Origin of the sequence: Cohnella sp. GCM10020058 (assembly GCF_042683485.1) — a bacterium.
Lineage (GTDB): Bacteria > Bacillota > Bacilli > Paenibacillales > Paenibacillaceae > Cohnella.
In genome coordinates this window covers 137,318-162,467 of record NZ_JBHUJV010000013.1, presented here as the reverse complement: position 1 = coordinate 162,467, position 25,150 = coordinate 137,318, and the positions used below count along the sequence as shown (strand labels likewise).

Here is a 25,150-nt window from a genome sequence, read left to right as displayed (position 1 = left end):
CAGGGAGCCGGAGCCGAGGAGGCTTCGGCTCCTTGTTCGTTCAATGAAACTATACAGACAGGAAGTGCGGCAGCATGACGGAACGATATTTGGATGACTTGCAGGACGAAGCGTACCGCAGATCCTCGCTATATGGAGACGCGTCCTGCGAGGCGGAAGCATCCCGGCTTGTGCGATCGGTGGCTGCGACGCTTGCCGAGGGCGATGGAGACGAAGAGCGCGAGATTGGCGGTCATGGGCCGGAGCGAATGTCTCTGTCGGGCAACTGGCGGATGCAGGACAGCGATCCGGCCGACCCCGGCGATCCGGCGCCGAATACGGGCTGGTTCGGAAGAAAGGCGAAGGCAAGCCGGGGAATGGCTGAGAAGTGGTACGCGCGAGGGTTCGATCGAAGCGGCTGGCGCAAGGTGACGGTGCCGACGACGGTGCAGCGCGCGCTCGTCAGGCTGGGCGAGCTCGCGGATCCGTACTGGGATACGAATACGATCGACGAGCTGGAGACGTATGGGGAACCGAAGGAGACGCCGGTTTGGTTTCGCCGCACGCGCGCGGAGCGCAGCGACTGGTGGTTCGCGCGCAGCTTTGAGGCGCCGGCCGAATGGCGGGGGCGGCGACTCTCGCTGCGGTTCGACGGCATCGACTATTCGGGCACGGTGTTTTTAAACGGCATGTCGCTCGGCCATCACGCGGGCATGTTCGGCGGTCCCGATCTCGACGTCACGCGACTCGTCGACTTCGATCGCCCCAATGAGCTGGTCGTACGCATCGATCAATCGCCCCGGTCCTGGAACGGCATGATGAAAGGCAGTCCCGGCTTCGGCTGGCATTACGGACATCTGATCTCGCTCGGCATCTGGAAGGACGTCTGGCTCGCGGCCGAGACCGACGTCGGCGTCTCCGAGCCGTTTGTGGTCACCCGGTCGATCGGTCCGGAAGGCGCGTTGCTGGAACTATCGTTCAACGTGGACAACGCGCTGGCGGAGCCTGTCGCGTTGACGGTTGAGGGAGAGATTCGGCGGCAGGGGGAAGATGGCGATCGGAGTCGTGCCGATAGGATTGACGCAGCCGAGAGCCATCCCGTCAGATTCCTTTGCAAGCTGGAAGCGCCAAACGGATGCAGTCGTTATGTAGCCGAGGTGACGCTGCGCAATCCTTCGCTATGGTGGCCGGCGGGATATGGCGGGCAGGCGCTATATCGGTTAAAGCTTGACGCCACGCTGGTCGATGAGGATGGGGCGGACGGACGCGTCAGCGGAGCGGGCAATGGGGCGCCCGCCAGCAAACGGCAAGTCTCCGTAGTCACGGTCGCCGGTGCGGAGACGACATTCGGCGTGCGCACGATCGAGATGGCTGCAGCGCCTGGCGCCCGTCCGGAAGCCGATTACCGCTGGCAGTTTGTCGTCAACGGCGTGCCGATGTTCATCAAAGGCGCGAACTGGTGCTGGCCGGATCCGATGCTCGAACAGCGCGAGGATCTGTACGCGCGGCTGATCGGCTTGGCGCGGCGCGGGCATGTGCAGATGCTGCGCGCCTGGGGCGGCGGCATCGTCGAGGAAGACGTATTCTACCGGCTGTGCGACGAGGCGGGCATCCTGGTGTACCAGGAGTTCCCGCTATGCTGGGGACCGATGGATGCGCCGCATACCGATCTCGGCGTCCTCGACCGGCAGGTGACGAGATCGGTGAAGCGGCTGCGCAACCACCCGTCGCTCGTCATGTGGGGCGGCGGCAACGAAAACGGCGAGCACGGCGGCGCGGACGAGGGGCTGCACCTGGTCGGCCGCCGCTGTCGCGGAATCGATCCGTCCCGGCCGTTCCACCGGACCGATCCGTGGGGCGGCAGCGCGCACAATTGGAACGTGTATCACGGCGGAGAGCCGCTCGATGCGGCGACGCTTGCGATGCCGTCGGTATTTTACGGGGAATACGGGGTGCCGAGCATGCCCGCGCGTTCGAGCTGCGTCCGGTACGTACCCGAGGAGGCTTTGACCGCCTGGCCGCCAAATGAGGAGAGCCGAGGCTGGCTGGCGCACGCCCACCAGTTCTCGCTGAAGGACATCATCAAGGTCATGCGTTACGGCGCTTATGGCCCGATTCGGGATTGGGACACGTATATCGCCTATTCCCAGGCGGCGCAGGGCGAGTCGATCCGCTTCGCCGCGGAGATTCAGCGGGCCGGCGCGGCGGACGGGAAGACCGGCTTTTGGTATTACAAATTCACGGATTTGTTCCCCGGACATTCCTGGGGCATCGTCGACTTTTACGGCACCCCGAAGTTGTCCTATTATCAGGCGAAACGGGCTTGCAGTCCGCAGTCCGCGTTCGCGACTTATGACCGGATCGACGGCTGGCAGGCGGGCGAGACGTTCGAGGCGGTGCTGCATGCCGCCAACGATACGAGCCGCGCGCTGCGCGACGCAGAAGCGGTTGCGATCGTATACGATAGCGGGTTAAACGAGCTTTGGACCGGTCGCTACGAGGTAGAACTAGGGGCGAATGGCCGGATTAAACTGGGCCGAATCTCGGTGGCGCTGCCCGATGAGGCCGAACGGCTGACGCCGTTTTTGCTGGCGGTGAGACTGCAGCACAAAGCGGGAGCGGCGATTTCCAGCCAAGCTTTATCCGATCAGGCGACTTTCGACCATATGATTACCGATCAATGGTATGAATTTAACGCGCAGCCGAAAACGGAGGATCTGATCGCGTTCGAGCAAGCGCATCTGCACGACGGCAACGAATATCCGGGCGCGGTCGCCGAGGAGGCGTTCGCGCTGTACGCCGGATTGCCGGATGCGCCGATGAGCAGTCTGCCCCGGACTTCCCTGGCATTGTCGGTCGAGCCTTCCGCCGGCGGCGGGCTTATCCGGATCCGCAACACGGGCGTCTTGCCCGCGATTCGCGTGACGCTCGCCGGATTCCCGGTCGACTGGGACTGTTATCTTTCGGACAACGCGTTCGGGCTGCGGCCCGGCGAGGAGCGGGCGATTGCCTACGAAGCGCCGAACGGAACAACGCTTGACGAGTTGACGGCCAGCGCTTGGAATGCGCCGACAATCCCTGCCGAATTCGCGCCGAACGTGCAGGCACTCGAAGAGCCGAAAGACCGCAACCAAGGAGGACACAGCCATGCTTGAACAAGCTAGCCAAGTCGTACACCATGAAGTATTCAAAAAAGCGGCCTGGATCGCCGCTCCTGTCGCCGACCATCGGGATTGGGACGAATATGTCATCGAGCTAAACGCCAGTTTAGAGGCTGGCACGTTGGACATACTGTTCGGCGTTCGGTCGGAATTGCGTTACAGCGGCTGCACGCTGGACGCTGCATCCTGCAGCGTAACGCTATTCGCCTTTGCGGACGGCACTCGCCAAGTGTTAGCGGCGGCGGAAGCGCCCGAGCTTGCCCACCTGCCGAGCGTCGTTCAAATCAGGCTCGAGCGGAATGCCGAGGACGTCGCCGTTGTCATCGGCGGACGTACCGTACTGCGCGCCAGCGACCCCGGGAGAGAACCGGGCACGATCGGCTTTAAAACAGGGCCGGGCGGCTCCGCGGTTTGCCGGGATCTGCGCGTTATTGCGCCGGATGGACGCATCCTGTACGTCAACCGGTTTTACGATCCCGCCGCGATTCAATTCGGCGGCGGTCGCATCGACGGCTCGGGGAGCGGCCTGCGCCTGGACAAGAACGTCCTGGCCATTTGCGAGTCGCCGGTCGCACCCGACAGCCCGCTGCTGCGCAAGGACTTTGAGCTGTCTACTGCAGTCGAGCGGGCGGAGCTCCGCGTTTTCGCCCTCGGCTGGTACGAACTGAGCATCAACGGCACGAAGCCCGATACCCGCGTGCTGACGCCCGCGAATTCACCTTACGATCGCAGGCTGCTGTACGACGTTTACGATGTGACAGACTTGTTGACTGCCGGCACGAACGCAATCGGCCTCTGGCTTGGCAACGGCTACAATATGAACTATTCGCGATGGGGCTGGAAGTGGAAATGCGGCAAAGCGGTCGCTTTGGAGCTGAAGGCTACGCTCGCAGACGGTTCGACGACGATAACCGTAGCGACTGACGAGAGCTGGCTGACGAAGCCTAGCCCGCTGCTCGCCAATGACATCTACGACGGCGAGACGTTCGATGCCCGGCTCGCGCAGCCGGGATGGGACTTGCCGGGGTTCCCGGCCGAAGGATGGGGGCATGCGGTGCGCGCCGAGCCGCCCGAAGGCGAGCTTGCGCTGAGCGAACAACCGCCGGTCTGTGCGCACACGCCGCTGCAGCCGATTCGCGTGCTGCAGCCGCGGGAGAGTACAACTGTATACGATTTCGGGCAAAATATCGCCGGCTGGGCGAGAGCGGCAGTCAGGGGACCTGCGGGAGCGCAGATCGTGCTTCGCTACAGCGAGCTCATCGACGGGGACGGCGCGATTGATCCGTGGACGAACCGTAACGCGAAGGCAACCGACGTTTACATCCTCGGCGGCGGCGCCGAACGAGAGATATACGAGCCCAGGTTCACTTATCACGGCTTCCGCTACGTGGAAGCGACCGGCGACGCCGAACTGCTGGAGCTGCTCGCGGTGCCTGTGCATGCAGATGTCGAGGAAGCCGGTGAATTCAACAGTTCGGACGAGACGCTTGCCCGCATTCAGGGCAACCTCCGCTGGTCGATCCTGAACAATATTTACAGCATTCCGACCGACTGCTGCCAGCGGGACGAGCGCACGCCTTGCCTCATGGACTCGGCGGTCGTCGAGGAAGCCGCGATCCACAACTTCGGCATGCAGGCGTATTACCGCAAATGGCTCGGCGATATTAGCTACGACGCCGGCAATCCCGACTGGAGCGGGGACAAGGTGACGCTGCCGTGGTATTTGTTCCAGTATTACGGCGATCGCGAGACGCTTGGAGCTTTCTATCCGAGCATGTCAGCATACGTCGATGCGCTGGACGCGAAGTGGCCGGCCGGTATCGTCGAAGAAGGCTTTGGCGACTGGTGCGTACCGAACGTCGACGGCTGGGAAAATTACTTCAACGAAGTCGGGATCGTGAATTCGGCTTTGTACTGGCGGTTCGCGCGCATCGTGTCTCAAGCCGCGGCAGTTTGCGGACGCGCGGAAGAGGCTTTGCGCTTCGCGGCGCTCGCGGACCGGATTGGCGAGGCTTTTCAATCCCGCTTCCACGACGGCAGCGGCATCTACGGCAGCGGCTCTCAGACCGCGCAACTTATGCCGCTCGCCTTCGGCTTGGTGCCCGCATCCTGCGTCGGGAAGGCGGTTCAGGGGCTGCTCGCCGCGATCGAGGCGAAGGGCCGGCGTTTGGACACGGGCATCTATGGCACGCGTTATTTGATGGACGTCCTTGCCGACCACGGTCATATCGATCTGGCGCTCACGCTTGTGACGCAACCCGAATACCCCGGCTTCGGCTATCAAATCGCGCAGGGCGCGACGACGCTGTGGGAGCAGTGGAGCGAAAAGGGCGGCATGCACTCGCACGATCATGCGATGTTCGGCGGCATCGGCGCCTCCTTTTACACGCGTCTTGGCGGCATCGAACCGCTCTCGCCCGGTTACGAATCGATTCGGATCCGCCCGAGCGTGCCTTCGCGCCTGCATTGGGTTCGAACGCGGCTGAAGACGGTAAAGGGCGAGATCGTCTCCAATTGGGCAAAAGAAGGGGACGCGCTCAGGCTTGAAGTCGAAATTCCGGAAGGCGCGACGGCTGTGGTCGTAATGCCGTCTATGACGGGCGGCGCGGCCGCGGTCGCCGATGAGCGCAGCGTCGGTCCGGGACGTCACGCTTTTGTCGTCTCGTTTACCGCCGCGGCGGCAGATTAAACTTTACAAGACGATTCGATTCCATTACGCTTGTTTTCATGAGCTGGCGATCGCAGGGGAAGACGGGGATGCATGCAGCCCGTCTTCCTCTTTTTATGGCCGGATAAGGAGGGATCGACATGGCATTGGAATACCGCAAGATCGAATCGATCGAGGATCCGTATTTTTTGAAAATGCATGAATTGATGGGGCGCGTATTCCCGCCGGAGGAGGTTCTGGCATTCGAGCTGTGGCGGGAGCCGCTGCTGGATCCGACGATTCAGGTTTTTGTCGCCGTGCTGGACGGGGAGGTGGTCGGCGCTACCGAATACCGCTACCGGCCGGAATTCGCCGTGGCGATGACCGACTTTACGATCGTCGGACGCCTAGGACTTGGTATCGGACGATTTTTGCTCGTGCAGCGCGAGGCGCACTTGAAGCGGCTGGAAACGGAGAGCGGCGTGCCGATGCTCGGCATGTTCGCGGAGATTTACGATCCGGCGCAGCTGGGCGAGGGGGAAGTCGCCGGTCCCGTCGGCCCGATGCATCCCGCCGTCAGGCGCGAGGTGCTGTCGCATCTTGGTTTCAAGCGTCTAAATATCGAGTACGTGCATCCGTCTTGGGATCATGAGGGCAAGGCTGTGGAAGGCCTCGATTTCTGCTTCAGGCCTGTGGACGATGCGCTGAATACGCTGTCCGCATCGCTTGCCGCGGGTTTTCTTCGCTGGTATTACGCCGCGCTCCCTCACAAGCCGGAAGCATGGGAGACGATGGTCTCGCGTCTGGAGACGCTGGATAACGTCGAGCTGTTGCCGATCTAAGCGTGGCCGCAGGGCTGCGAAGGTTAACAATAGACTCCGACTTACAGAAGGAAGGTAAGCAAGTTGTCTGCAACGCAACATCAGGATTTGATCATCAAAGTGCTGGGGAACGGGGATTCCCTGGGCACGCCTCGCGTATACTGCGAGTGCGCGGTCTGCGAGGAGGCGCGCAGCGGCGGTCTTAATGTCAGGCGGCGCTCGTCCATCTGGCTGAATACGGGAGATGAGGCCCCGCTGCTCGTCGATTGCGGGCCGGACTGGCGCCATCAGATGGAGCGGCTCGGCGCCAGGCGGGTGGAGCGGGCGCTGCTGACGCACGCGCATGTCGATCATATCGGCGGATTGGCCGAATGGGCGGACGCCTGCCGCTGGCTGGAAATGACGGCCGAGCTGTACGGACCTTCCGAGGTGCTGCAGGACGTCGCCACGCGCTACCCGTGGATCGGCGGCAGGCTTCACCATCGACCGCTCGAGCAGGCCGGCGAGCTTGCATACGGCGGCTGGTCGATTCGGGCTTGGAAGGTGAACCATGGCAAAAACGGCTATTCGTACGCTTATCGGTTCGATCATCCGAAAGGCGGATCGTTCGCGTATTGTCCCGATTCGATCGATTTGTCGGACGAGCAGAAGGAGCCGCTGCGCGGGCTGTCGCTGCTGATTCTCGGCACGAGCTTTTACGAGGAGCCGTACCCGATGGAGACGCGGTCCTTGTACGACGTCAAGGAAGGCCTGCAATTGACCGAGGAGGTCGGCGCGCCTTCGGTCGTATTCACCCATATGTCCCACGATATCGACGTTAGACGGGATTACGGCTTGCCCGCATGGGCGCGTTTTGCCGCAGAAGGCATGGAGCTGCGGGTGTCCGCGGCAAAAAAATAGGCGCAGTTCTCTGCGAACCGCTCCAACAATCCACAAAGAGGCTGTCCCACAAGTCATTGGGACAGTCTCTTTTCTTTTGCTCGCCCGCGGGGCTTGAGCGGCCCTGCTCGGAAGACGTCCGCGCAAGGCGCGGCAGCGCAGGTCGACTGTCAACCTCAGCAGCAGGTAGCAAGCTATTGCCAAGCATGTTGATCTGCAGGTGGCCAGGGAGTTTGCTCTGCGGGCTGCCAATCGGGTTAATCTGCGGGTAGCCGGGCAGTTTGCTAAGTCGGTTGCTCTGCCGCTCGCTCAGCCTCGAAAGCCTGCAAATATACATCCTTTTCCACACTTTAATCGGTTTATGGAGCAAATGCCTGCGTACATGCATCTTTTGCTGCTCGAACCGCGCATCGGGGGCGCTTGTCATTACAAAAGCCTGCATATTTGCATCTTTTCCTATAAGGTAATCAAGACACCAAGCAAAGCCTGCAGATTTGCAGGCATTTGCCTCTCGGCCTTTTCCTAGTCCTGATCGGATTTAATCTCCGTGTCTACTTGTTCGGGGAAAGAGGCGGCTGGTTTGTGGCAGAGCGGGTTGCTCTGCCGGTTGCTCATCAGGTTCCTTAGCATCGGAAGCCTGCAAATATACATCCAGTTTCACGATTGGAACGGTTTTTGTAGCAAATGCCCGCTTACGTGCATTTTTTTCTGTTCGAACTGCGCATCGGGGGCGCTTGCCGTTACAAAAGCCTGCAGATTTGCATTTTTACCCATATGGTAGCCGGAAGACAATGCAAAGGGCTATCTCTCAGGTCATTTTCATGACCCTTTTGGGATAGCCCCGCCAGCTATAAGATATTTCGAGACAGCGGCAACTGGCGTTGCCTTGTTAAGAGGTCAAGCCCGCGATCGCCTCGGCCGCGGGACGGCTGCCCGACGCGACTTCGCCGATCGTGCTTGCGAACATGCCGAGCGTCATAAGGAACAGATCGATGACATGCAGCGCCTCGGGCTGCGGCAGTTTGTGCGCGCTGGCGACTGCCCAGACATAGCGATAATACAGCTCTCCGGCGTCGTTCAGGCTGAAATGCCCGAGCGGGAGACGGCTGTTGACTGCCATGAGCAGCTCGGCCGCTCCGGCGCGGGCCTCGGATGCGACAGAAGGGGCGACGACGGTGTAAATCTGCAGCAGACGCAGATCTCCGATATCCTCGTCATCCAGCGGCACGAAAGTAAAAGTCAAATACCGTTCTTCACTATCGTCGTCGGTGTCCGGTGTGGCGAGCAGGGCGGGAATCGGTACCTCCGCATTCGGTTCAATCAGGCGGGAGGGCAGGCCCGCTTCCTCCAATGCTTGCTGCAAAAAGCCGAGCTCAGCCAAGTCCCGCGCATTCGTATAGTTGTCCATAAGCTCACCCTTTCAATCGGAATACATGCTTGCTAGACCGGCGCTGACCGGCTACGCGGCCGATCAGCGCTGCTTCATGCCGTTGACGAGCAGCTCGCGCTGCTTTTCGACATTGCCGTTCAGGCGGTACAGCTCGGCAGTGGAGACACCGCTGGCCGAGATGAAGTTTTCGACGCGCTTGTATTGCTTGAGGATGCTCTCGTCGCCGGGGCGGTATTCAGGCAGCGCAGCGACCATCTCCAAGATCAGATTGCTGTGCTGGATGCGCTTGGCCAGCTTGGCGGAGGAAGACTTGTCCGCGTTGAAGACGGCCTTCGTGATGCCCCATGCGCCCGCCTTGGAGGCACGGTCCCGTCCGGCTTGCTTAACCGTTCGCGCCACCTTCATCGCCGCGCCGGCGCCGCCCGCAGCCGCCTTCAGCGGAATGCCGACCTGCGCGCCGACGCCGGTGAGCGTCGCGATATCGCCGGCGATGTTGGTCATTTCCAGGCCGATCTCGATCGTCCCGCGAACCTGCCGTTTGCGGTTGATGTACTTCATTTCCTTGGCAAGCTCGTAATCCGTGATATCCTTGAGCTCCTGCACTTCCTCCGGCGAAGCCGTCGTGCCGAGCGCCGTCAGCTCGTCCTTGCGCTGCTTGAGCTTGGCCGGATCGGTGCCCGCGTTCGTCGTCCACAGATGGACGCCGCCGAGCGTGCGTTTTTTCCCCGCCGTGACATAATCCTTGTTTTTGCCGCCGGCGCCGTAAGCGGATTTGAAATCCCGCTTGGCCGTCGTCATCTTCATGGCGGATACCGTCGCCTTGACCGCGTTGTACGTCTTGATCGTGATGGATATGCCGCTGATGGCGATGCCCACGCCCGGAATGGCAGCGGCGAGGCCTGCGGTACCCATATCCAGTATGTCCTTGATCGCCTTTACGGTCTTCAGGACGCCCTGGGCGGCTTGAAGGCTGTTTTCCAACGCGTCCAGCGTCCCTGTCACCGCTTCGTCCTTGCTCAGGCCTTCGTCGCTCATGCCTTTTTTGAACATGTCGTAAATGCCCTTGACGACGCTGAACGCGCTCTTGATCGCGGCGATCGCTTCGCCGACCGAGCCGGCCCAGTCGCTGACCGCGCCCGCATCGCCGACTTCTCCCGTCCCATGGACGACACCCGCGTCATTAATGAGGCCCGAGCTGCTTTCCACCATTTTCGTACCGGCATCGGCGGTGTCGATGACGCCTTCGGCGACGTCCATCTTGGACTTCTCGGGGTCTTTGACCGCGCCGATCGTTTTTTTCATGGCGATGAGGCCGCCTACGCCGGACATAACGAATTCGAGCGGATTGGTGCCGACGTCGAGGTGGCTCTTTTGGTTTTCGAGCGCTTCCTTCTGGTCCTCGGCGCCCTCAACGCCCTTCAGGTTGTCGATCGCATCCTCGAGCTGTTCGGACTTGGTGCCTGGCACGAGCGTGCCGAGCTCCTTGAGGTTATCCGCGGTCTCGACGTTTTCTTCCGTTCCTTCTTCCGCCTCGGGGTTGGTGCCGACGGTAGAGAGTGCGGCGCCTGACTGCTGCTGCTTGATCTCGGCCAGCTTGTCCCGCGCGCCGGCGATGCCGCCGAGCGCCTTCACTTTGTCCTTGCGGATAAAACCGTAATCGGCGCCGAACTTCGCGAGCTTCCAGCCGCCAGTCTTGTCGTACACCTCAAAGACGTCCAGCTCTCCGCGATACTTGATCTTGCCGCCGACCATCGTGCTTTCGTCGACTTCGAACGACTCGGTGCCGCCGGCGTCAAGCTCCTTTTTGAAGCTGCGCAAGTGAGCGCCGGCCAGCGATGTCTGCTTCGAAGCGTTCGGAGAAGGCATCGAAGCAGGAAGCTTGGCCGGGTCGGTCAGCATCTGGATCAGGGCCGCGTTGCCGAGGGCGCGCTGAAGCTGCAAAATGCCGGCGGGCGACTGCATGCGCTGCAGCGTCGCTGCCGTCGGAGCGGCGGATGCCCGCGATGAGGCTGCCTTGGCCTGCGCGGTCTGTGCGGCGGCTCCCGAAGAGCGGGATTTGGCTTGAAATGAACTCATAAATGCACGACTCCTTAGCGATAGGCGAGTGGCAATGAATGATTAGGAAGGACGGACCGAAGAGGTTCCGGAATATGAACGTCGGCCGGTCAAGAGTGCTGTATCGGCCTAAAGGGAGCGACATGCTCGGGCAGGCCGGGCGTCGGACGATCGGCCATCCGCTGGATGGTCGGCTCGGCCTGGTCCGGTGTCGCCGCCGCCTTCTCGCCGAGCACGTCCGCTTCCTTCTCGAGCGCCGGATCGTCGTTCAGGCGCATGCCGCTCTTGAGCTGGGCGGTCGGCAGCACGCGTCCCTGGCGCTGCTGAACGACGTGCGCCAGCTCGTGTCCGATGATCTTTTGGCCGCTCTGCGAGTCGGGATTGTATTGCCCGGGCGCAAAATGGATGTCGTTGCCCTGCGCATAGGCGAGCGCGCCTACGCTCGAAGCCTGCGAGGAGTTGGCATGGACGTTGACATTGGAAAAATCGGCGCCCATCACTTTCTCCATCTTGGCCTGCACGTCGAGCGGCAGCGCGCCGGGCCGCTCCTGCTTGCCCTGGGCAGGAGCGGCGGATTCTTCGGGCGACAGCTCGCCTGCCCGCATCATTTGCAGGACGGCCCGATTGCCGACGGCACGCTGCATCGCGAGCATCTGGACGGGCTTGCCCCGCTGCGGCTTCTCGGAAGGGCCGGTTCGGGAAGCGGATTGCTGGCGGTTATGGGCGTAAAGGCGGCTCAAGGTCGCGACCTCTTTTCCGTTCTTAGATTTGTTTTCTATTATAGCTTATATTTTCCCGCGTAAATACGATTCGTTTGCCGTAAACGGCTATTTTTTTGTCGGATTATGGTATGATACGCGTGAATAATAACGTCTTGTCATCGCCTGACGGCGGACGGAGGGAAGCCATTGACCGCTTGGAACGACAATGTTCGCAAGGAACCCGAAGCGGACGGGAGCTGCGCGATTGCGCTGGACGAAGGCTTATCCGCGATTGATTCGCTTCATCGTTTCATGGACGCGACGGGCGGGCGCCTGGGATGGCCAGATCGCATGAAGCTCCAGTTGACGCTGGCGTGCGAGGAATTGCTGACGAATATTGTGTCCTACGGCTATCCGGACGGAGGCGATCCGCGGATTCGACTGACGATCGCGAAGGTGGCCGGGGGCGTCAGGCTCGTGCTGGAGGACAACGCTGCCTCATTCGATCCGCTGGCGAAAGCCGACCCCGACCTGACGCAGGATCTGGACAGCCGTCAGATCGGCGGTCTGGGCGTTTATTTCGTCAAAAGGCTGATGAACGAGCTGCGTTACGAACGGCTCCCTTCGGGCAATAGGCTGACGATGATCAAATACGAATAGGCGAGGTGCGGCAAATGGATTTAAAAGCAGCTGTGAAGGACGGCGTCGCCGTTCTTTCTATAGAAGGACGACTCGATGGGCAGAACGCATCGGAAGCGGAAGCGGCGTTCGTTCGCTTGGCCGGCGAAGGGCATAGCCGGTTCGTGCTCGATTTTACCTCGCTCCAATATATAAGCAGCGCCGGGCTTCGGGTCGTACTCGTGGCCGCCAAAAAAACGAAGGCGCTTAAAGGAAGTCTGATCTGCGCAGGCATGAGCGAAGCGGTGCGCGAAGTGTTCGAGATGTCGGGACTGCTGGGCATTCTGGAGACGGCGGAGACGGCGGATCAGGCGACGGCTGTGCTTGCGGCCAGATAACGGGACGGCGCCGCAGACGGCTTACGTCGGCTCGGGCCGCGTGCGCGGAAGGGGATGAATACGATGGACATGCTGTGGGCGGCGATCGTTCCGGCGTTTGTGGCGGGAGGTCTTGCCGGCGGCGCGGCCGTATATGCGGTCTGCCGCTCCCGCGTGCGGCAGGCTCGCACACTTCTCGATATCAGCTTGCAGCTGAACTCGACGCTCCGGCGCAGCGAGCAGATCGAGCTGATCGTCGAGCGGGCCAAGACGATTCTGCCGGTAGAGGCGGCTTCCGTGCTGCTGCTGGACCGGGAGAGACAAGAGCTGTTTTTCGAGGTCGCTACAGGCGGCAAGGGGGATGAAGTCAAGCGCATCCGCCTGCCGGTCGGCGAGGGCATTGCGGGACTCGTGGCGCAATCGGGCGACAGCATCGTCGTCAACGATCCGGTGGCGGATCCGCGCTGGTCCAGCAGGGTGGCCGACACGACCGGCTTTGAGACCCGCAATCTGCTGACCGTGCCGATCGTTAAAGGCGGCTTGGTGGAAGGCGTGCTGCAGGTCGTCAACAAACGCGGCCGCCGGCCGTTCACCGAGCGCGACCGGGTGCTGCTCGAAGCGGTCGCGCAGCCGATGGCGGTGGCGCTCGAGAATGCAAGGCTTTACGAGCAGTTGGAGAACTCGATGCACGCGCTGGCCGCGACGACCAAAATCAAGGACCGGCTCGAGAGCGAGCTGCAGATCGCCGGCGGCATCCAGATGAGCTTTTTGCCGCGCACGATGCCCTCGGCCCAAGAGCCGTACGACGTGTGCGCGCTGCTCAAGTCTGCCAAAGAGGTCGGCGGCGATTTTTACAACTTCTATAAAATCGATCAGAGCCGTTTGTTCTTTACGCTGGGCGACGTGTCGGACAAAGGCATTCCCGCGGCTTTGTTTATGGCCGTCGCGCTGACGTTGCTCAAAGGCAAGATGAAGCCGGATCTGTCTCCCGGCGAACTGCTGCGCATGGTCAACGACGAGCTGGCGGCGGACGACCCGATGCTGTTCGCGACGATCGTATGCGGCGTATTCGACGCCGGTACCGGCGAGATGACGCTCAGCGAAGGCGGACATTGCACGCCGTATCTCGTGCGCGCGACGGGCGAGGTGCAGCCGCTCAAGCTCAGAAAAAGCTTGCCGCTTGCGGCGATGCCCGAGTCCAGCTACTACGACACGGTCGTGACGCTGGCCGAAGGCGACCGGCTCGTGCTGTATACGGACGGTATAACCGAAGCGGAAAACGGTACGCAGGAGCAGTACGGGGGCGGACGGCTCCAGCGTTTTTTGCAAATGACGCCAGGCATGTCGAGCGCCGAAGTGATCGACGCGCTGTTAATGGACGTGTTCATGTTCGCCGACGGCGCGCCGCAATCGGACGATATCGCGGTGCTGAGCCTGATGCGGCGATAAAGAAGGAGGGACGGTCTTGAGCGGCAACGGAACATATCGGGACGGCGCGCTGTTGCTTGCGGACGAGCTGCTGCTGCTGGAAGATGGCATGCGGACGCTTCTCGGTCCTTCGGGAGAGGATCCGTTCGCAGATCCGTTGGCTGCGCTGCGGGGGCTTGTCGTTACGCCGGAAGAGCTGCTGCGCACGATTGCGGAGGATGAGCCGGCTTCGGCGGAGTGGCGCGCTTATGCCGCCCGGCGGCGCGACGCGGAGGCCCGAATGGCGGATCGCGAACGGCAGGGCGCAGAGGCAGGGATCGCGCTGCCGCTGGCCGCGCTGCAAGCGCGGCTCGGGCTGTCGCGCTGGGAGCGGCGGCTCGTCGTGCTCGCGATTGCGGGCGAATGCAGCCGGCGCTATGAAAAGTGGTTCGGATACCTGAACGACGACGTGACGCTGAAGGCGGCAACGCCCGATTTGGCGCTGCGGCTGCTGTGCGACGACGCGGGCGAGCGCGCCGAGGCGCGCCGCTCCCTCGCGAGTCCGCTGCTGCGGCGCCTGCTGCTGGATGCCGGCGAGGAACCGTATGCGCGGACGCCCGCCTTCCGCGAACCTCTGCGGCTCGATCCGCGCATCGTCAGCTTCGTGCTGGAGGCGGAACCGCTCGACGCGCGTCTTGACGGTATCGCCCGCGGCTTTGGACCGAGCGAAGAAGACTTGCCCGAGCTGCCGGAGGGCGACGAGGCGTGGCGCATCCTTGCACCGCTGATAGATGCGGGGGAGGCGCGGACGCTCACCCACTGGCCGATGGTGCAGCTCTGGGGGCCGGCTGGCGCCGGCAAGCAGCTGCGAGTAAGGCGATTGGCGGCGTCAAGGGGGCAGTCGCTGCTCTGTGCGCAGGTCGAGCGGCTGCCGGCGGAGCCGGCCAAGCTCGCCGCAGCGCTCGCCCGGCTCGTCCGGGAGGCGCTGCTTACCGGCGCGGCGCTTTGCTTCGCCGAAGGCGAAGGCGCGAAGGCGCCCGATCCGGCGCTGCTGGGCATTTATGGCGATGCGCTCGCGAGCTATGCGTCCTACGCCGGGCAGCCGCTTGTCGCCTGGTGCAGCCGCGAACGGCGTACGCCGCATAGCCTGCCCGCCGCCGAAAGGCGGATGTTCTGGCAGGCCGAGGTCGGCCTGCCGGATGCAGCCAGGCGCGAGACACTGTGGATGGCGTCGGCGACGGGCGGACGCGAGGGCATTTCGGGGCCGATGCCGCACCGGTACGAGGACGGCGAGTTCCGGGCGCTCGCCGACAAATACCGGCTGTCCCCGGGCCAGACGGAGCAGGCATGGCGCCAGGCGCGGACGCTTGCCGCGGGTGCCGGTCGCGCATGGCCGACAGCGGCCGATCTGGAGGAAGCCGCGCGCGGCCAGTTCCGCCACAGGTTGTCGGAGATGGCGGAGCGAATCGTACCCAAGCGAAGCTGGGACGATCTGGTACTGCCGCCCGAGCCGCTCGCGCTGCTTAGGGAAGCGTGCGGCCGGTTCGCGCATCGCGGACGCGTACTCGAGGAGTGGGGATTTCGCGACAAGCTGCCTTACGGGACCGGACTCCACCTGTTGCTCGCCGGACCTCCGGGAACCGGCAAGACGATGTCTGCGGAGATCGTCGCGGGCGAGCTGGGGCTAGAGATGTACCGGATCGATCTGTCTCGCATCGTGAGCAAATATATCGGCGAGACGGAGCAGCGATTAAGAGAATTGTTCGCCGAAGCCGAGCAGAGCGGGGCCATCTTGTTTTTCGACGAAGGCGACGCGTTGTTCGGCAAGCGGACCGAGGTGAAGGACGCTCACGACAAGTATGCCAACATGGAGGCCGCCTATTTGCTGCAGCGGATCGAGGCGTACGACGGCGTGACGATTTTGGCGACGAACCTGCTGCAGAACATGGACGAGGCGCTGCTCCGCCGGATGAGCGCGGTCATCAAGTTTCCCGCGCCCGACGCCGGGGATCGCGAGCACATTTTCAGGACGCATCTGCCGCCGTCCGTGCCGACGGCCGACGATCTGGACCTGGCCTTTTTGGCTGCAAGGCTGGACGTGGCGGGCGGTCATATCAAAAATATCGTGCTGACCGCCGCCTTTTTGGCGGCAGGCGAAGATCAGCCGATTGGAATGCCGCATCTGGTACGCGCGTCGGCGCAAGAGCTTCGTAAAATGGGGAAGATTTGGGTCAAAGACAACTTTGCTCCCTATGAAGGCGATTCCGATGCAAGTTTTGGATAGCCACTTTGAGAATTTGCCGATATAATGAATTTATTGGCGAAAATTGTAGCAATCTGCTATTCGGCCAAGCTTATCATTATTTCGCCTTCGAGAGGGGTGTCATCCATCGGCTCCTATACCGCGATCGCGGAGGTCGGCGCAAGTCTCTTGAAGCTGCTCCGCGAGCAGCTGTCGCCCGATCCGATCGCCCGTCCGGATTTGATCGGCCTGGCTTCGCCGGCGGACAAAGGAGACCTTAGCTTGTCTCTATATCTCGTCGGCGTACGCGAGAGCGGGGAAGCCCGGAGAAATGCGATGCAGGCGCAGGGCGGCCAGCTCCGCTTTCCTCCGTTGGCACTGGATCTTACATATCTGGTCACCGCGCATTCGGCTGCGGAGCCGCTCGCCCGAACGTTGGACGAGCATCTCATGCTGGGCAAGGTGATGCAGACGCTGTACGATAACGCCGTGCTGCGGGCGCCTTATCTCGAAGGTTCGCTCGCGATGTCCGGCGAGGAGCTGCGCATTACGGCAGAGAACATGGACACGGATCAACTGGTGCGGCTCTGGCAGTTCGGCGATCTGCCCTACAAGCTGTCGCTCGTGTACCGGGTCGGACCTATTCTGCTGGAGTCGACCCGCGTGAAGCCGGGACCGCGCGTCGTCGAGCGGCGTATTACACTGCACGACATGGGCGGAGGAGAGCCGCGATGAGGGCCGAATCGACCTTCGTCTCGCGCTGCTCGCTGGTCGTGTATCCGATCGACGCCTGGACGGGACGGCCGCTTGCCGGACCCGACGTGACGGTGCGGCTCGAGGGGCTTCCTTACAAGCCGCTGCGCACGCCGGACGGCGGATATGCATTTATGGACGTGCAAGCGTCCGAATGCAGCTTGACGGTATCCGCGCCGCTGCGGCTGATGTTGCGCAGGAACGTCGATCTGACAGCGCTCCCGAGGCATTCCCCGGTTGTCGTCGCGCCGGTGCTGCCGGGGCCCAGACTTCCGGCTCCGCCGGGAGCGACCGGGCTCGGCCTGCAAGTGATCGGCGCGGACGGCAAGCCCCTTCCGGGCGTCCGGATTTACGCTTGGACCGAAGAGGACAGCTGCAGCAGAGGCCGGCTGGCCGACGATCTGCCGGCCGGTTCGGACAGGCTGCGCTGCGCGGCGGAGGGCGGCCGGCTGCTGCCGGGCGATCACTTTATCCTGTCGGAGCGCGGCGGGAAGGCGACGGAGCGGTGCGGCGTAGGTCCGGACACGGGACAGCCTGGAGTGCTGTCGCTCGAAGCGCCGGTAACGTGCGACTGGCGGCGCGGCGCGCTGCTGCTGCCTGCAGCCGTGGCGCTCACCGGCGCCGACGGCGCCGCGACGCTCGCGCTGCGCGGCGCTTACCCGCCGCGATTCCGCATTCACGCGGAGCTCGCGCTCGGGAAGAAGCGCATGCGCGCCGAGTGGACCGCGACGGGCGGAACGGTGATCCGGCAGGACAGCATCGCATGGCCCGCCGGATGAAGGCGGTGCCATAGCGGCCGCCGCCTGCGAGAGGCGGCGGCCGCGCAGTCAACGGGCATGACGATGTCGCGCACGCGGCTACGGCCGCATGCGCGGCGGCGATTGTTATAGATTTTCGAAAGGCTGCAGTCGGGCAGGCATGCTTGGAGCGCCGGTCTCGAGTCGAGCGTCGAGGACTCGGACGGATGACAAGCCGCCTTCTTGTCCGCAGCGCTTAACCCACCAGCAGAGAGGAGGAACTGGCCGCTGACGGATGCCGCATCGAGAACGACATCAGGATGCATCCGTGAGGGAGCCGGGGAGTATGGCAGATTATTTGTCGCCTGGGGTATATGTAGAGGAATTCGAGAGCGGGTCCAGACCGCTTGAGGGCGTCAGCACCAGCACGGCCGGTTTTATCGGTCTTGCCCAGCGCGGCGCGGTAGAGGGGCTGCCTTTGCTTGTGACCGGTCCTGCCGATTTTCAGCGCGCGTTCGGTTCGTACTTGTCCGAGAGCGCCTTCGGCAGCTATCGTTATTTGGCTTATGCGGTCGAACAGTTTTTCATGAACGGCGGCTCGCGCTGCTATGTTATGCGGGTAGCGCCTTCGGACGCTAAGCCTGCTTCCAACGGCGATCAACTGGCGGACGTTATCTCCATCTCCGCCAAGAATCCGGGCGCTTGGGGCAATCTCATCAGCGTATCGCTGGCGCCTGCCAGCAAGGCCAAGACGCAAATTTACGAAGTGAACGACAAGCGCTACCGCGTTAAAAACGCAAACGGTTTTTACGCGGGCGACGTCGTCTCCTTCGCAGCCGGCGGCGAAGTCCAGCTGGCCCGCATCGTCAGCGTCCAGGACAATATCATCGAGCTGGCAGAGCCGCTTGACGGCGATGTCGTCGATACGGCGCTGCTGCCGACCAAGGTATTGTCGACGAGCGAGTTTACGCTGAACGTCGTATTCGGAGACGAAATCGAGATTTTCGAAAAGGTGTCGCTCAATCCCGAAGCGCCTTCTTACGTGGACAAGGTAGCGAGCCGCTCCAACCTGGTCCACGTGTCCGCGCTCGTCACTTCGACGTCCGCGACGGCTCCGTTCGAACAGCTGACCGGCGACGCCGAAGGCGTGGTCGAGTTCGTCCTGACGGGCGGCAGCGACGGCACCGTGGGCAACCTGTCCGCCGCCGATTTTATCGGCGAAGACCGCGGTCCGGGCCGACGCACGGGCATCCAGTCGTTCATCGACAACGACGTGGTCAGCATCATGGCCATTCCCGGCGTGACCGATCCGAACGTCCAGTTGTCGCTTGTCGCGCACTGCGAGAACCTTGGCAGCCGCTTCGCGATTCTCGATATCCCGCGCGAAAAGACGAAGGTAGCCGACGTGCTTACGCACCGCGACCTGTTCGACTCCAGCTATGCCGCGCTTTACAATCCTTGGCTGTCGGTGTTCGATCCGCTCGACAAGCGCAACATTTTCGTGCCTCCGTCGGGCACGATGGCAGGCATTTACTCGCGCTCCGACACGACGCGCGGCGTTCAAAAGGCGCCGGCGAACGAAGTTCTGCGCGGCGTCGTAGGTCTTGACGTCCAGTACAATACGGGCGAACAGGACATCCTGAATCCGGCCGGCGTCAACCTGATCCGCTCGTTCACCGGCCAGGGCATCCGCGTATGGGGCGCTCGCACCGCGTCTTCCAACTCGCTCTGGAAGTATATCAACGTGCGCCGTCTGTTCATTTTCCTGGAGGGTTCCATCAAGGCCGGCACGAACTGGGTCGTCTTTGAACCGAACAACGATCAGCTGTGGGCTCGCGTTCAGCGGACGATCGACGCGTTCATGACACGCGTGTGGCGCGACGGGGCGCTCGTCGGGTCCAGTCCGTCCGAGGCGTTTTTCATCGATATCGGACGCTCCACGATGACCCAGGACGACATCGACAACGGCCGCCTCATCTGTGTCATCGGTGTCGCGCCGGTTAAGCCGGCCGAGTTCGTCATCTTCCGCATCACGCAGAAGACGGGCTCCGAATAAAGGACGGCTACGCAGCATAGCGCCGTCCGCCGCCCGGAGGCGCGCATGATATTCACGGAAGGGGATACCCATGACAGGAGAACGTACAGATCCGTACCGCAATTTTAGATTCCGCGTTGAGCTAGAAGGCTTGCAGCAAGCCGGCTTCAGCGAAGTGTCGGGCTTCGACGCTTCGTTCGACGTCATCCAATACCGCGAAGGCAACGAAGTCATTACGCCGCGCAAGCTCCCCGGGCTCGCGCGTTATGGCAACATCAGCCTCAAATGGGGCGCGACCGACTCTCTGGAGCTGTGGGAATGGATCCAGGACTGCGTCAACGGCACGGTCGAGCGCAAGACGGTCACGATCATCGCCATCGACGAGGAAGGCTCGGACGTGGCGACCTGGCAGGTTATCGAAGCCTGGCCGGTTCGCTATACGGCGCCGAACTTCAACGGCCAAGGCTCCGAAGCTGCGATCGAGCTGCTTGAGCTGGCGCACGAAGGCATGACGCGCACACAATAATAATATCCTATGCCCCTCGGGGCGGTTGGAGAGCTGACCGGCAGCTGCGTTGTACGACTGTCGGCAGCTTTCCCGCATTTAAGCCGAGCGATTTATGCTTGCATCGTCTAAGTCTAGCGAATTCTTGCAGATTCGTTGCGGTGCATTGCATATGTAGCCGGCTGCCAGAAGCGCAGGTCGCGATTGTCGGGACCCGCTTTTCTTGCAGTCCGCCGTTACCGCCGGATGCAACGATGCATCAGCGGACCAAGCTGTCCGCACGGCTGATGTCGATTTTGATTTTAAGACTGGAGGAGCATCATGGCCTTTCAAACCGAATACGAGTTCGAGCTTCCCCGTGGTTATGTCGACGATGCCGGCAATTTACACAAACGCGGCGTTATGCGGCTGGCGACGGCCGCCGATGAGATCTTGCCCATGAGAGATCCTCGCGTCCAGCAAAATGCCAGCTATTTGACCGTCATCCTGCTCGCACGTGTCGTGACGCGACTTGGCGAGCTCAAGCACATCGACACCAAGGTAATTGAGAAGCTTTTTACGGCAGACTTGTCCTATCTTCAAAATATATACCGCCAGATTAACGATCTTGAAACACCGAAATTGCAAACGGCATGTCCGAAATGCGATCACGAGTTTGAGGTGGAAGTCGATTTTTTGTCCGTAGCGGAGGGCCTCTCGTAACGTACGCCGCAGACCGGTTGTACGAGGAGGTCGGCTTTATCGCTTATTACTTTCATTGGCCGCACGACGACATTATGAATATGGAGCATCAAGAACGAAGACGATGGTGCGACGAGATTTCGAAGATTAATAAGAAGTTGAACGACGAGCCCGATAAAAACAACCCGTTCGACGTATTCAACAGGAGGTGACCGGCTCTATGGGGGCAAACGGCAATACCCGCGACGTGCTCGGCAGCTTCCGTTTCGACGTCGAGCTGGACGGGATGCTGGTGGCCGGCTTCTCCGACGTGCAGGGCCTCGAATCGCAGACGGAATACGAGGAATACCGTGAGGGCGGGGTGAACGGTTATACGCATCGTTTCCCCAAAGGGACGCGTTACGCTCAAATCGTACTGCGTCGCGGCTTTTCCTCGTCGTCCGCGCTGTGGGACTGGTACGATCAGACCTCGCGCGGCTCGGTGACGCGCAAGAGCGGCTCGATCATTTTGTACCGCCAGGATGGAGAAGAATTGTGCCGTTGGAATTTTTTTGAGGCTTATCCCGTCAAGTGGACCGGTCCTTCTCTCGATGCGCGTTCGAGCGACGTTGCCATTGAGTCGGTCGAGCTGGTGCACAACGGCATTAAGGCGATTTTTTCCAAAAAGTAGACCGAGCGTTCTTGTTTTACGGCCATGCTGCTTGCAGGCGTTCCGAGCGGAAGGGGGAGGAGCATGAAGCGATTCAAAGGGGGGCTTCGTCGCATTTCGGCGGCCGGCGCCAAGCCGGAGAACGGGGCTTTTGCCGACGCGATCAAGCGCAAATACGTTTCGCTTCGCGGTCAGGCGCAATCGTCCCGACCCGCTCTTGTATTCCGCGCGGTTCCGACTTCGGGCAAAGGCAAGCGGCCGACTCAAGCGCCGGTAGAATATAAGCGAAATTTTCCCGCTCCGTCCTCGTTGCAGCCGGTCGGGATTCCGATGCGCAGCGAGGTCCGTACGATCGTCAAGGAGCGCGTGGTCGAGCGGCATACGGTCGTCGTTCGCGAGGTCGAGCGTATTGTGAGAGAGCAGCGCGTCGTACGGGAGCAAGCTGTTGCACAGCCGTATACGGCTGTGCAACAGCCGCCATCGGATGCCGGAAGGCGTGCAAGCGGGCGAAAGAATACAGGCGGCTCGCTTGTCGGTGAACAAACGGGTTCGCGGCAACCGGAAAGCGGCGGGCGCGAGCTGTTACAGCGGCAGACGCAGACGGGCGGGTTCAAGGAGCAGCTACGCAAAGAACCGGAGCGTAAAGAACCTGAACGTAAAGATCAGGAACTTAAACAGAAGGAACGCAACGATCGGCAGCGCAAGGAGCAGTTACGCAACGATCTGCAGCGCCGTGCAGAGCAAGAACGCAATGAGAAGGAACTTAGGCAGGCCGAAGCGGGAGTACGCGAATATCGTCAACAAGAGCTTCGCCCGGAAGCGGGCGATCCTGTACATAGAGAGCAGGCGCCGCTCCCGAAGTCGCAGACTCGCGGGCAACGTGCGCTTCAACGACCGCAAGGGAGTGTCGGAGCGGAGCGTGGCCGACAGGTGAGTTGGCCGGATCGGGATCGACAGGAGCGGGGACCGCAAGGACGACGATCCGATACCGGCAGCCAAGGACAGCAGCATAATACTCGTCAAGAAGCCTCGAATAGCCGCGATCCGGAGCTGGCAGAACGGCGAGACGGAAAAAATGTTGTGGTGGGGCAGGAGCTATCGGAGGGCGCTGCGGGATTAGCGCACAAATCCGAGCTGGAAGAGCTGCCGCTTCCGCATTCGGAACAAATGGCCGGTAATGATTTGCGGACTGAAGCGGAGTTCAAGGAGCGCGCGCAACCTCAGCTAGCGATCGATGAAGCCGAAGAATTGAATGCTAAAGCAGACGATGACCTTCGCAAGGACGTGCGCCATTCGAACGCGAAGCAGTCAGAGGACAAGCCGTCGCACCTTGGCAGTCGGGAAAACAATCCGAATTCAACAGTCTCTGAAAATGCATCGGCAAATTCGAACGCGCGGCAACTGGAAAGAGTCGGTGGGACCCGATCTGTGTCCAATGCAGATCGAGTGCACGCGATATTTTTGCAGCGGCCTTCGCGGGTCAATAAAGGCTTGTCTGGCATCGGCGGTCGAACGCCGGTCTCCCTTAAGAGAGGCATCGCAATGTCCGCGCCGGCCGTTCGCCAGCTGCTGGCCCGTCTGTCTGCCGGTCCGGCGGGAACCTCTTTTTCTGCGATCCGACAACTGACATTGTCTTCACCCGGATTCGTTCATGCGTACGTCCGCCGACGGCGGCGCGGAGCTATCGCTTCTAATGAAAGAGCGGCTGCGTTACCTCAAGCCGAGCGCGCGATTCATTCAGGAAAGCCGGCTTCAAACGAACCAAAACATTCAGGGGAAGTGCGGCGGCAGCAAGCGGAGGTTCTTCATCCGCCCGGTTTCGGTTCTGCGAACAGTTTGGAACGAAGGCATGATTCGGCGGTCGATCTACCGAAAGAACCATTGCGACAGCAATCGGCACCGCAGGAGAGCGGCAGTCGAATCCATTTTCCGAATTCAGAGTCAAAGACTAGCGGGCCTAATGAAGCGGACGCTAGCCCGGTTGATAACGCAAACGATTTTAAGAGCCGTACCTCAGCTGGCCATGATTCGGGACAGGCGTTCGGAGATGCGGATAGCGGGAAACGAGCGCAAGAGCGGCTTGGCTCTTCCGGCTTGTTCAAACCGAACGAGAATGCCGAACAGAAGCTGCCGAATTCGCAACGTATGTCGGCTGCCGGGCGAGAACGCGGTTCGCCGGGGACGACGGATCGTAAGCGTCTTGACGAACGAGGACTCGACGGCAGCGGCGAGGACGGACAAGCGCGGCATATCGGGCTGGCTCATGAAGATCGTGAGTTTGGCGACAGAGATCCGGCTGATAGCGCAGCATCGGTGAAACGCGGAAACGAATCGTCAAACGATCTTAATCGCAGCCTTAGCGAAACGGGGAATACGGCGTTCGGTGGGGACGAGCATCTTGAGTCTTCTTCGTCCAAGCCGGCGCCGTTAGGCGATCAGCTCTCGATTGATGGGGCGCATACGCAAGTCAACGACGGCTCGATCTCGAGGATGGGTCTTGTTACGGGTCTTGCTTCCGATCATGCCGGCCCAAACGGGTTATCGGATGCGGAGCAATCGTTCTTCTGGCCGTTTCGATTATCGCTGTCCGCGAGAGCGGTTGAGAGAGAAGCAGTCAAGAGAGAAGCGGCAACCGGACGCGAGGTATTGGTGCATAACGTCGCTCGCCGCGCATTCGTGTCGGGAGCGCCATCGACTGCTCTGAATCGAACCTATGGCTCCCGCTGGCAATCTGCCTGGGAGGCTGCGCCCACAATACAAATTGGAGAAGTGGCCGCAGAGTCGGCGAAGTCCGATATCACAAACGGACAGTCGACGAGCAGAGCCACTAACTTGACGAATGCCGCAGATTCTGCGTCGCCTATCGTTTACGAGAATGCCGAAGGCAGGACGTCAAGCAATCGACTAGGAGGCAGCATCCGTGCGCGCCGGCATCAGGGGCGAGGCGTAAATGAGGAGCGTCAGCCGGAGGCGGCAGCTCTTCGCAGCTCGGCGCTGTCGCCGCTGGTTTTACCGCAAGTAACGGCCGGTGCGTCATTTCCATTGGAAGAGAATGGGGTCGCGGTGCAGCAGAGCAATGGCCAACCGCGGTTGCAATCGGCTCGTCTCCGAGGCTTAAAGACGAATCGTTCAGATGAAGGCGTACGTTTGGAATCGGCACCGAAGCTGATCCTAAAACGCAACGACAGGCTTGGCCTTCCAAGCGAAGGACGAACTTCGGAAATCAAACGCGTCGGCAGGCAGGATCGAATAAACGCGTCTAACGGTCGAGGGACAATTAACGGCCGAACCGCAGCCGTTCGGGATTCGGGAGGCGGAGGAACTCGTCAATCCGAGGATCAAGGCTCATTGAGCCGTTCGACGCATGTACGAGTCGGCGGAGGTATAACTGCAGATGCACCGCGGCTTGTTGTTAAGCTCGGCGCTGTCCGCAGCTTATCGTCCGGCGGTACGGGCGAAACGAAGGCGGCCGCTGGACGATTCGCCGCAGGCGTTACGCCGAGCGGTCCGGCC

General features: G+C 61.5%; 19 protein-coding genes and 1 pseudogene. 16 read left to right on the top strand and 4 right to left on the bottom strand.

Going from position 1 to position 25,150, the window contains the following annotated elements; all coding sequences use genetic code 11:
* Positions 1-74: 74 nt before the first annotated feature.
* The 4 genes from ACFSR7_RS22200 (at position 75) to ACFSR7_RS22185 (ending at position 7,508) form a co-directional block, all read left to right on the top strand.
* Positions 75-3,134 carry a glycoside hydrolase family 2 protein gene (locus ACFSR7_RS22200; RefSeq protein ID WP_378165344.1) on the top strand — a complete coding sequence of 1,020 codons (3,060 nt, stop codon included), beginning with the start codon at positions 75-77 and terminating at the stop codon, positions 3,132-3,134.
* On the top strand, positions 3,127-5,829 hold the full coding sequence (locus tag ACFSR7_RS22195) for a family 78 glycoside hydrolase catalytic domain (protein WP_378165342.1): 2,703 nt from the start codon (positions 3,127-3,129) through the stop codon (positions 5,827-5,829). Before ACFSR7_RS22200 ends, ACFSR7_RS22195 begins: the two co-directional genes overlap by 8 nt.
* A gap of 125 nt (positions 5,830-5,954) precedes the next feature.
* The gene (locus ACFSR7_RS22190) at positions 5,955-6,629 is read left to right on the top strand and encodes a GNAT family N-acetyltransferase (protein ID WP_378166082.1); all 675 of its coding nucleotides are present in this window, start codon (positions 5,955-5,957) and stop codon (positions 6,627-6,629) included.
* Between the two features lie 63 nt (positions 6,630-6,692).
* Positions 6,693-7,508 carry an MBL fold metallo-hydrolase gene (locus ACFSR7_RS22185; protein ID WP_378165340.1) on the top strand — a complete coding sequence of 272 codons (816 nt, stop codon included), beginning with the start codon at positions 6,693-6,695 and terminating at the stop codon, positions 7,506-7,508.
* An 868-nt stretch (positions 7,509-8,376) separates the two neighbouring features.
* Here ACFSR7_RS22185 and ACFSR7_RS22180 read toward each other — a convergent pair.
* From ACFSR7_RS22180 to ACFSR7_RS22170, 3 genes are all read right to left on the bottom strand, one after another.
* Positions 8,377-8,895, bottom strand: a complete 519-nt coding sequence (locus ACFSR7_RS22180) for a YbjN domain-containing protein (RefSeq protein ID WP_378165338.1) — start codon at positions 8,893-8,895, stop codon at positions 8,377-8,379.
* Positions 8,896-8,958: 63 nt separating this feature from the next.
* Complete coding sequence (locus ACFSR7_RS22175) at positions 8,959-10,953, bottom strand: hypothetical protein (RefSeq protein WP_378165336.1); 1,995 nt, start codon at positions 10,951-10,953, stop codon at positions 8,959-8,961.
* 89 nt (positions 10,954-11,042) lie between these two features.
* Positions 11,043-11,672, bottom strand: a complete 630-nt coding sequence (locus ACFSR7_RS22170; RefSeq protein WP_378165335.1) for an eCIS core domain-containing protein — start codon at positions 11,670-11,672, stop codon at positions 11,043-11,045.
* A gap of 168 nt (positions 11,673-11,840) precedes the next feature.
* On the opposite strand from ACFSR7_RS22170, the gene ACFSR7_RS22165 reads away from it, so the two are divergent.
* The 12 genes and pseudogenes from ACFSR7_RS22165 to ACFSR7_RS22110 all read left to right on the top strand — a co-directional run bounded on the left by ACFSR7_RS22165 (position 11,841) and on the right by ACFSR7_RS22110 (position 22,571).
* Positions 11,841-12,293 (top strand): ATP-binding protein, encoded by a 453-nt coding sequence (locus ACFSR7_RS22165; RefSeq protein WP_378165333.1) that lies wholly within the window; start codon positions 11,841-11,843, stop codon positions 12,291-12,293.
* Positions 12,294-12,307: 14 nt separating this feature from the next.
* Positions 12,308-12,649 carry an STAS domain-containing protein gene (locus ACFSR7_RS22160; RefSeq protein ID WP_378165331.1) on the top strand — a complete coding sequence of 114 codons (342 nt, stop codon included), beginning with the start codon at positions 12,308-12,310 and terminating at the stop codon, positions 12,647-12,649.
* Between the two features lie 63 nt (positions 12,650-12,712).
* Positions 12,713-14,077, top strand: coding sequence for a PP2C family protein-serine/threonine phosphatase (locus ACFSR7_RS22155; protein ID WP_378165329.1), 1,365 nt, complete (start codon positions 12,713-12,715; stop codon positions 14,075-14,077).
* Positions 14,078-14,093: 16 nt separating this feature from the next.
* Positions 14,094-16,319 carry an AAA family ATPase gene (locus tag ACFSR7_RS22150; protein ID WP_378165327.1) on the top strand — a complete coding sequence of 742 codons (2,226 nt, stop codon included), beginning with the start codon at positions 14,094-14,096 and terminating at the stop codon, positions 16,317-16,319.
* A 96-nt stretch (positions 16,320-16,415) separates the two neighbouring features.
* A complete protein-coding gene (locus ACFSR7_RS22145) occupies positions 16,416-17,012 on the top strand; it encodes a Pvc16 family protein (protein WP_378165325.1) in 597 nt (198 codons plus the stop codon).
* Positions 17,009-17,809, top strand: a complete 801-nt coding sequence (locus tag ACFSR7_RS22140) for a hypothetical protein (RefSeq protein WP_378165323.1) — start codon at positions 17,009-17,011, stop codon at positions 17,807-17,809. The genes ACFSR7_RS22145 and ACFSR7_RS22140 overlap by 4 nt, the downstream gene beginning before the upstream one ends.
* A 304-nt stretch (positions 17,810-18,113) precedes the next feature.
* Positions 18,114-19,823 carry a phage tail sheath family protein gene (locus ACFSR7_RS22135; protein ID WP_378165321.1) on the top strand — a complete coding sequence of 570 codons (1,710 nt, stop codon included), beginning with the start codon at positions 18,114-18,116 and terminating at the stop codon, positions 19,821-19,823.
* A gap of 70 nt (positions 19,824-19,893) precedes the next feature.
* On the top strand, positions 19,894-20,328 hold the full coding sequence (locus tag ACFSR7_RS22130) for a phage tail protein (RefSeq protein WP_378165319.1): 435 nt from the start codon (positions 19,894-19,896) through the stop codon (positions 20,326-20,328).
* A gap of 300 nt (positions 20,329-20,628) precedes the next feature.
* The gene (locus ACFSR7_RS22125; protein WP_378165317.1) at positions 20,629-21,009 is read left to right on the top strand and encodes a phage tail assembly protein; all 381 of its coding nucleotides are present in this window, start codon (positions 20,629-20,631) and stop codon (positions 21,007-21,009) included.
* Positions 21,010-21,023: 14 nt separating this feature from the next.
* Positions 21,024-21,200: pseudogene (locus ACFSR7_RS22120) on the top strand (DUF6760 family protein); the annotation flags it as partial.
* Between the two features lie 8 nt (positions 21,201-21,208).
* Positions 21,209-21,658, top strand: coding sequence for a phage tail protein (locus ACFSR7_RS22115; protein WP_378165316.1), 450 nt, complete (start codon positions 21,209-21,211; stop codon positions 21,656-21,658).
* 730 nt (positions 21,659-22,388) lie between these two features.
* Complete coding sequence (locus tag ACFSR7_RS22110; RefSeq protein ID WP_378165314.1) at positions 22,389-22,571, top strand: hypothetical protein; 183 nt, start codon at positions 22,389-22,391, stop codon at positions 22,569-22,571.
* A 1,079-nt stretch (positions 22,572-23,650) separates the two neighbouring features.
* Here ACFSR7_RS22110 and ACFSR7_RS22105 read toward each other — a convergent pair.
* On the bottom strand, positions 23,651-23,887 hold the full coding sequence (locus ACFSR7_RS22105) for a hypothetical protein (protein ID WP_378165312.1): 237 nt from the start codon (positions 23,885-23,887) through the stop codon (positions 23,651-23,653).
* Positions 23,888-25,150: the final 1,263 nt, after the last annotated feature.

Bases quoted from the DNA above. Each gene is read 5' to 3' on its own strand.
- ACFSR7_RS22160 (WP_378165331.1), top strand. From the start codon at position 12,308: ATGGATTTAAAAGCAGCTGTGAAGGACGGCGTCGCCGTTCTTTCTATA.
- ACFSR7_RS22110 (WP_378165314.1), top strand. From the start codon at position 22,389: ATGAGAAGGAACTTAGGCAGGCCGAAGCGGGAGTACGCGAATATCGTC.
- ACFSR7_RS22200 (WP_378165344.1), top strand. From the start codon at position 75: ATGACGGAACGATATTTGGATGACTTGCAGGACGAAGCGTACCGCAGA.
- ACFSR7_RS22180 (WP_378165338.1), bottom strand. From the start codon at position 8,895: ATGGACAACTATACGAATGCGCGGGACTTGGCTGAGCTCGGCTTTTTG.
- ACFSR7_RS22115 (WP_378165316.1), top strand. From the start codon at position 21,209: ATGGGGGCAAACGGCAATACCCGCGACGTGCTCGGCAGCTTCCGTTTC.
- ACFSR7_RS22130 (WP_378165319.1), top strand. From the start codon at position 19,894: ATGACAGGAGAACGTACAGATCCGTACCGCAATTTTAGATTCCGCGTT.
- ACFSR7_RS22175 (WP_378165336.1), bottom strand. From the start codon at position 10,953: ATGAGTTCATTTCAAGCCAAATCCCGCTCTTCGGGAGCCGCCGCACAG.
- ACFSR7_RS22195 (WP_378165342.1), top strand. From the start codon at position 3,127: ATGCTTGAACAAGCTAGCCAAGTCGTACACCATGAAGTATTCAAAAAA.
- ACFSR7_RS22155 (WP_378165329.1), top strand. From the start codon at position 12,713: ATGGACATGCTGTGGGCGGCGATCGTTCCGGCGTTTGTGGCGGGAGGT.
- ACFSR7_RS22105 (WP_378165312.1), bottom strand. From the start codon at position 23,887: ATGCCGCGCTTGTCCGTCCTCGCCGCTGCCGTCGAGTCCTCGTTCGTC.
- ACFSR7_RS22140 (WP_378165323.1), top strand. From the start codon at position 17,009: ATGAGGGCCGAATCGACCTTCGTCTCGCGCTGCTCGCTGGTCGTGTAT.
- ACFSR7_RS22135 (WP_378165321.1), top strand. From the start codon at position 18,114: ATGGCAGATTATTTGTCGCCTGGGGTATATGTAGAGGAATTCGAGAGC.
- ACFSR7_RS22125 (WP_378165317.1), top strand. From the start codon at position 20,629: ATGGCCTTTCAAACCGAATACGAGTTCGAGCTTCCCCGTGGTTATGTC.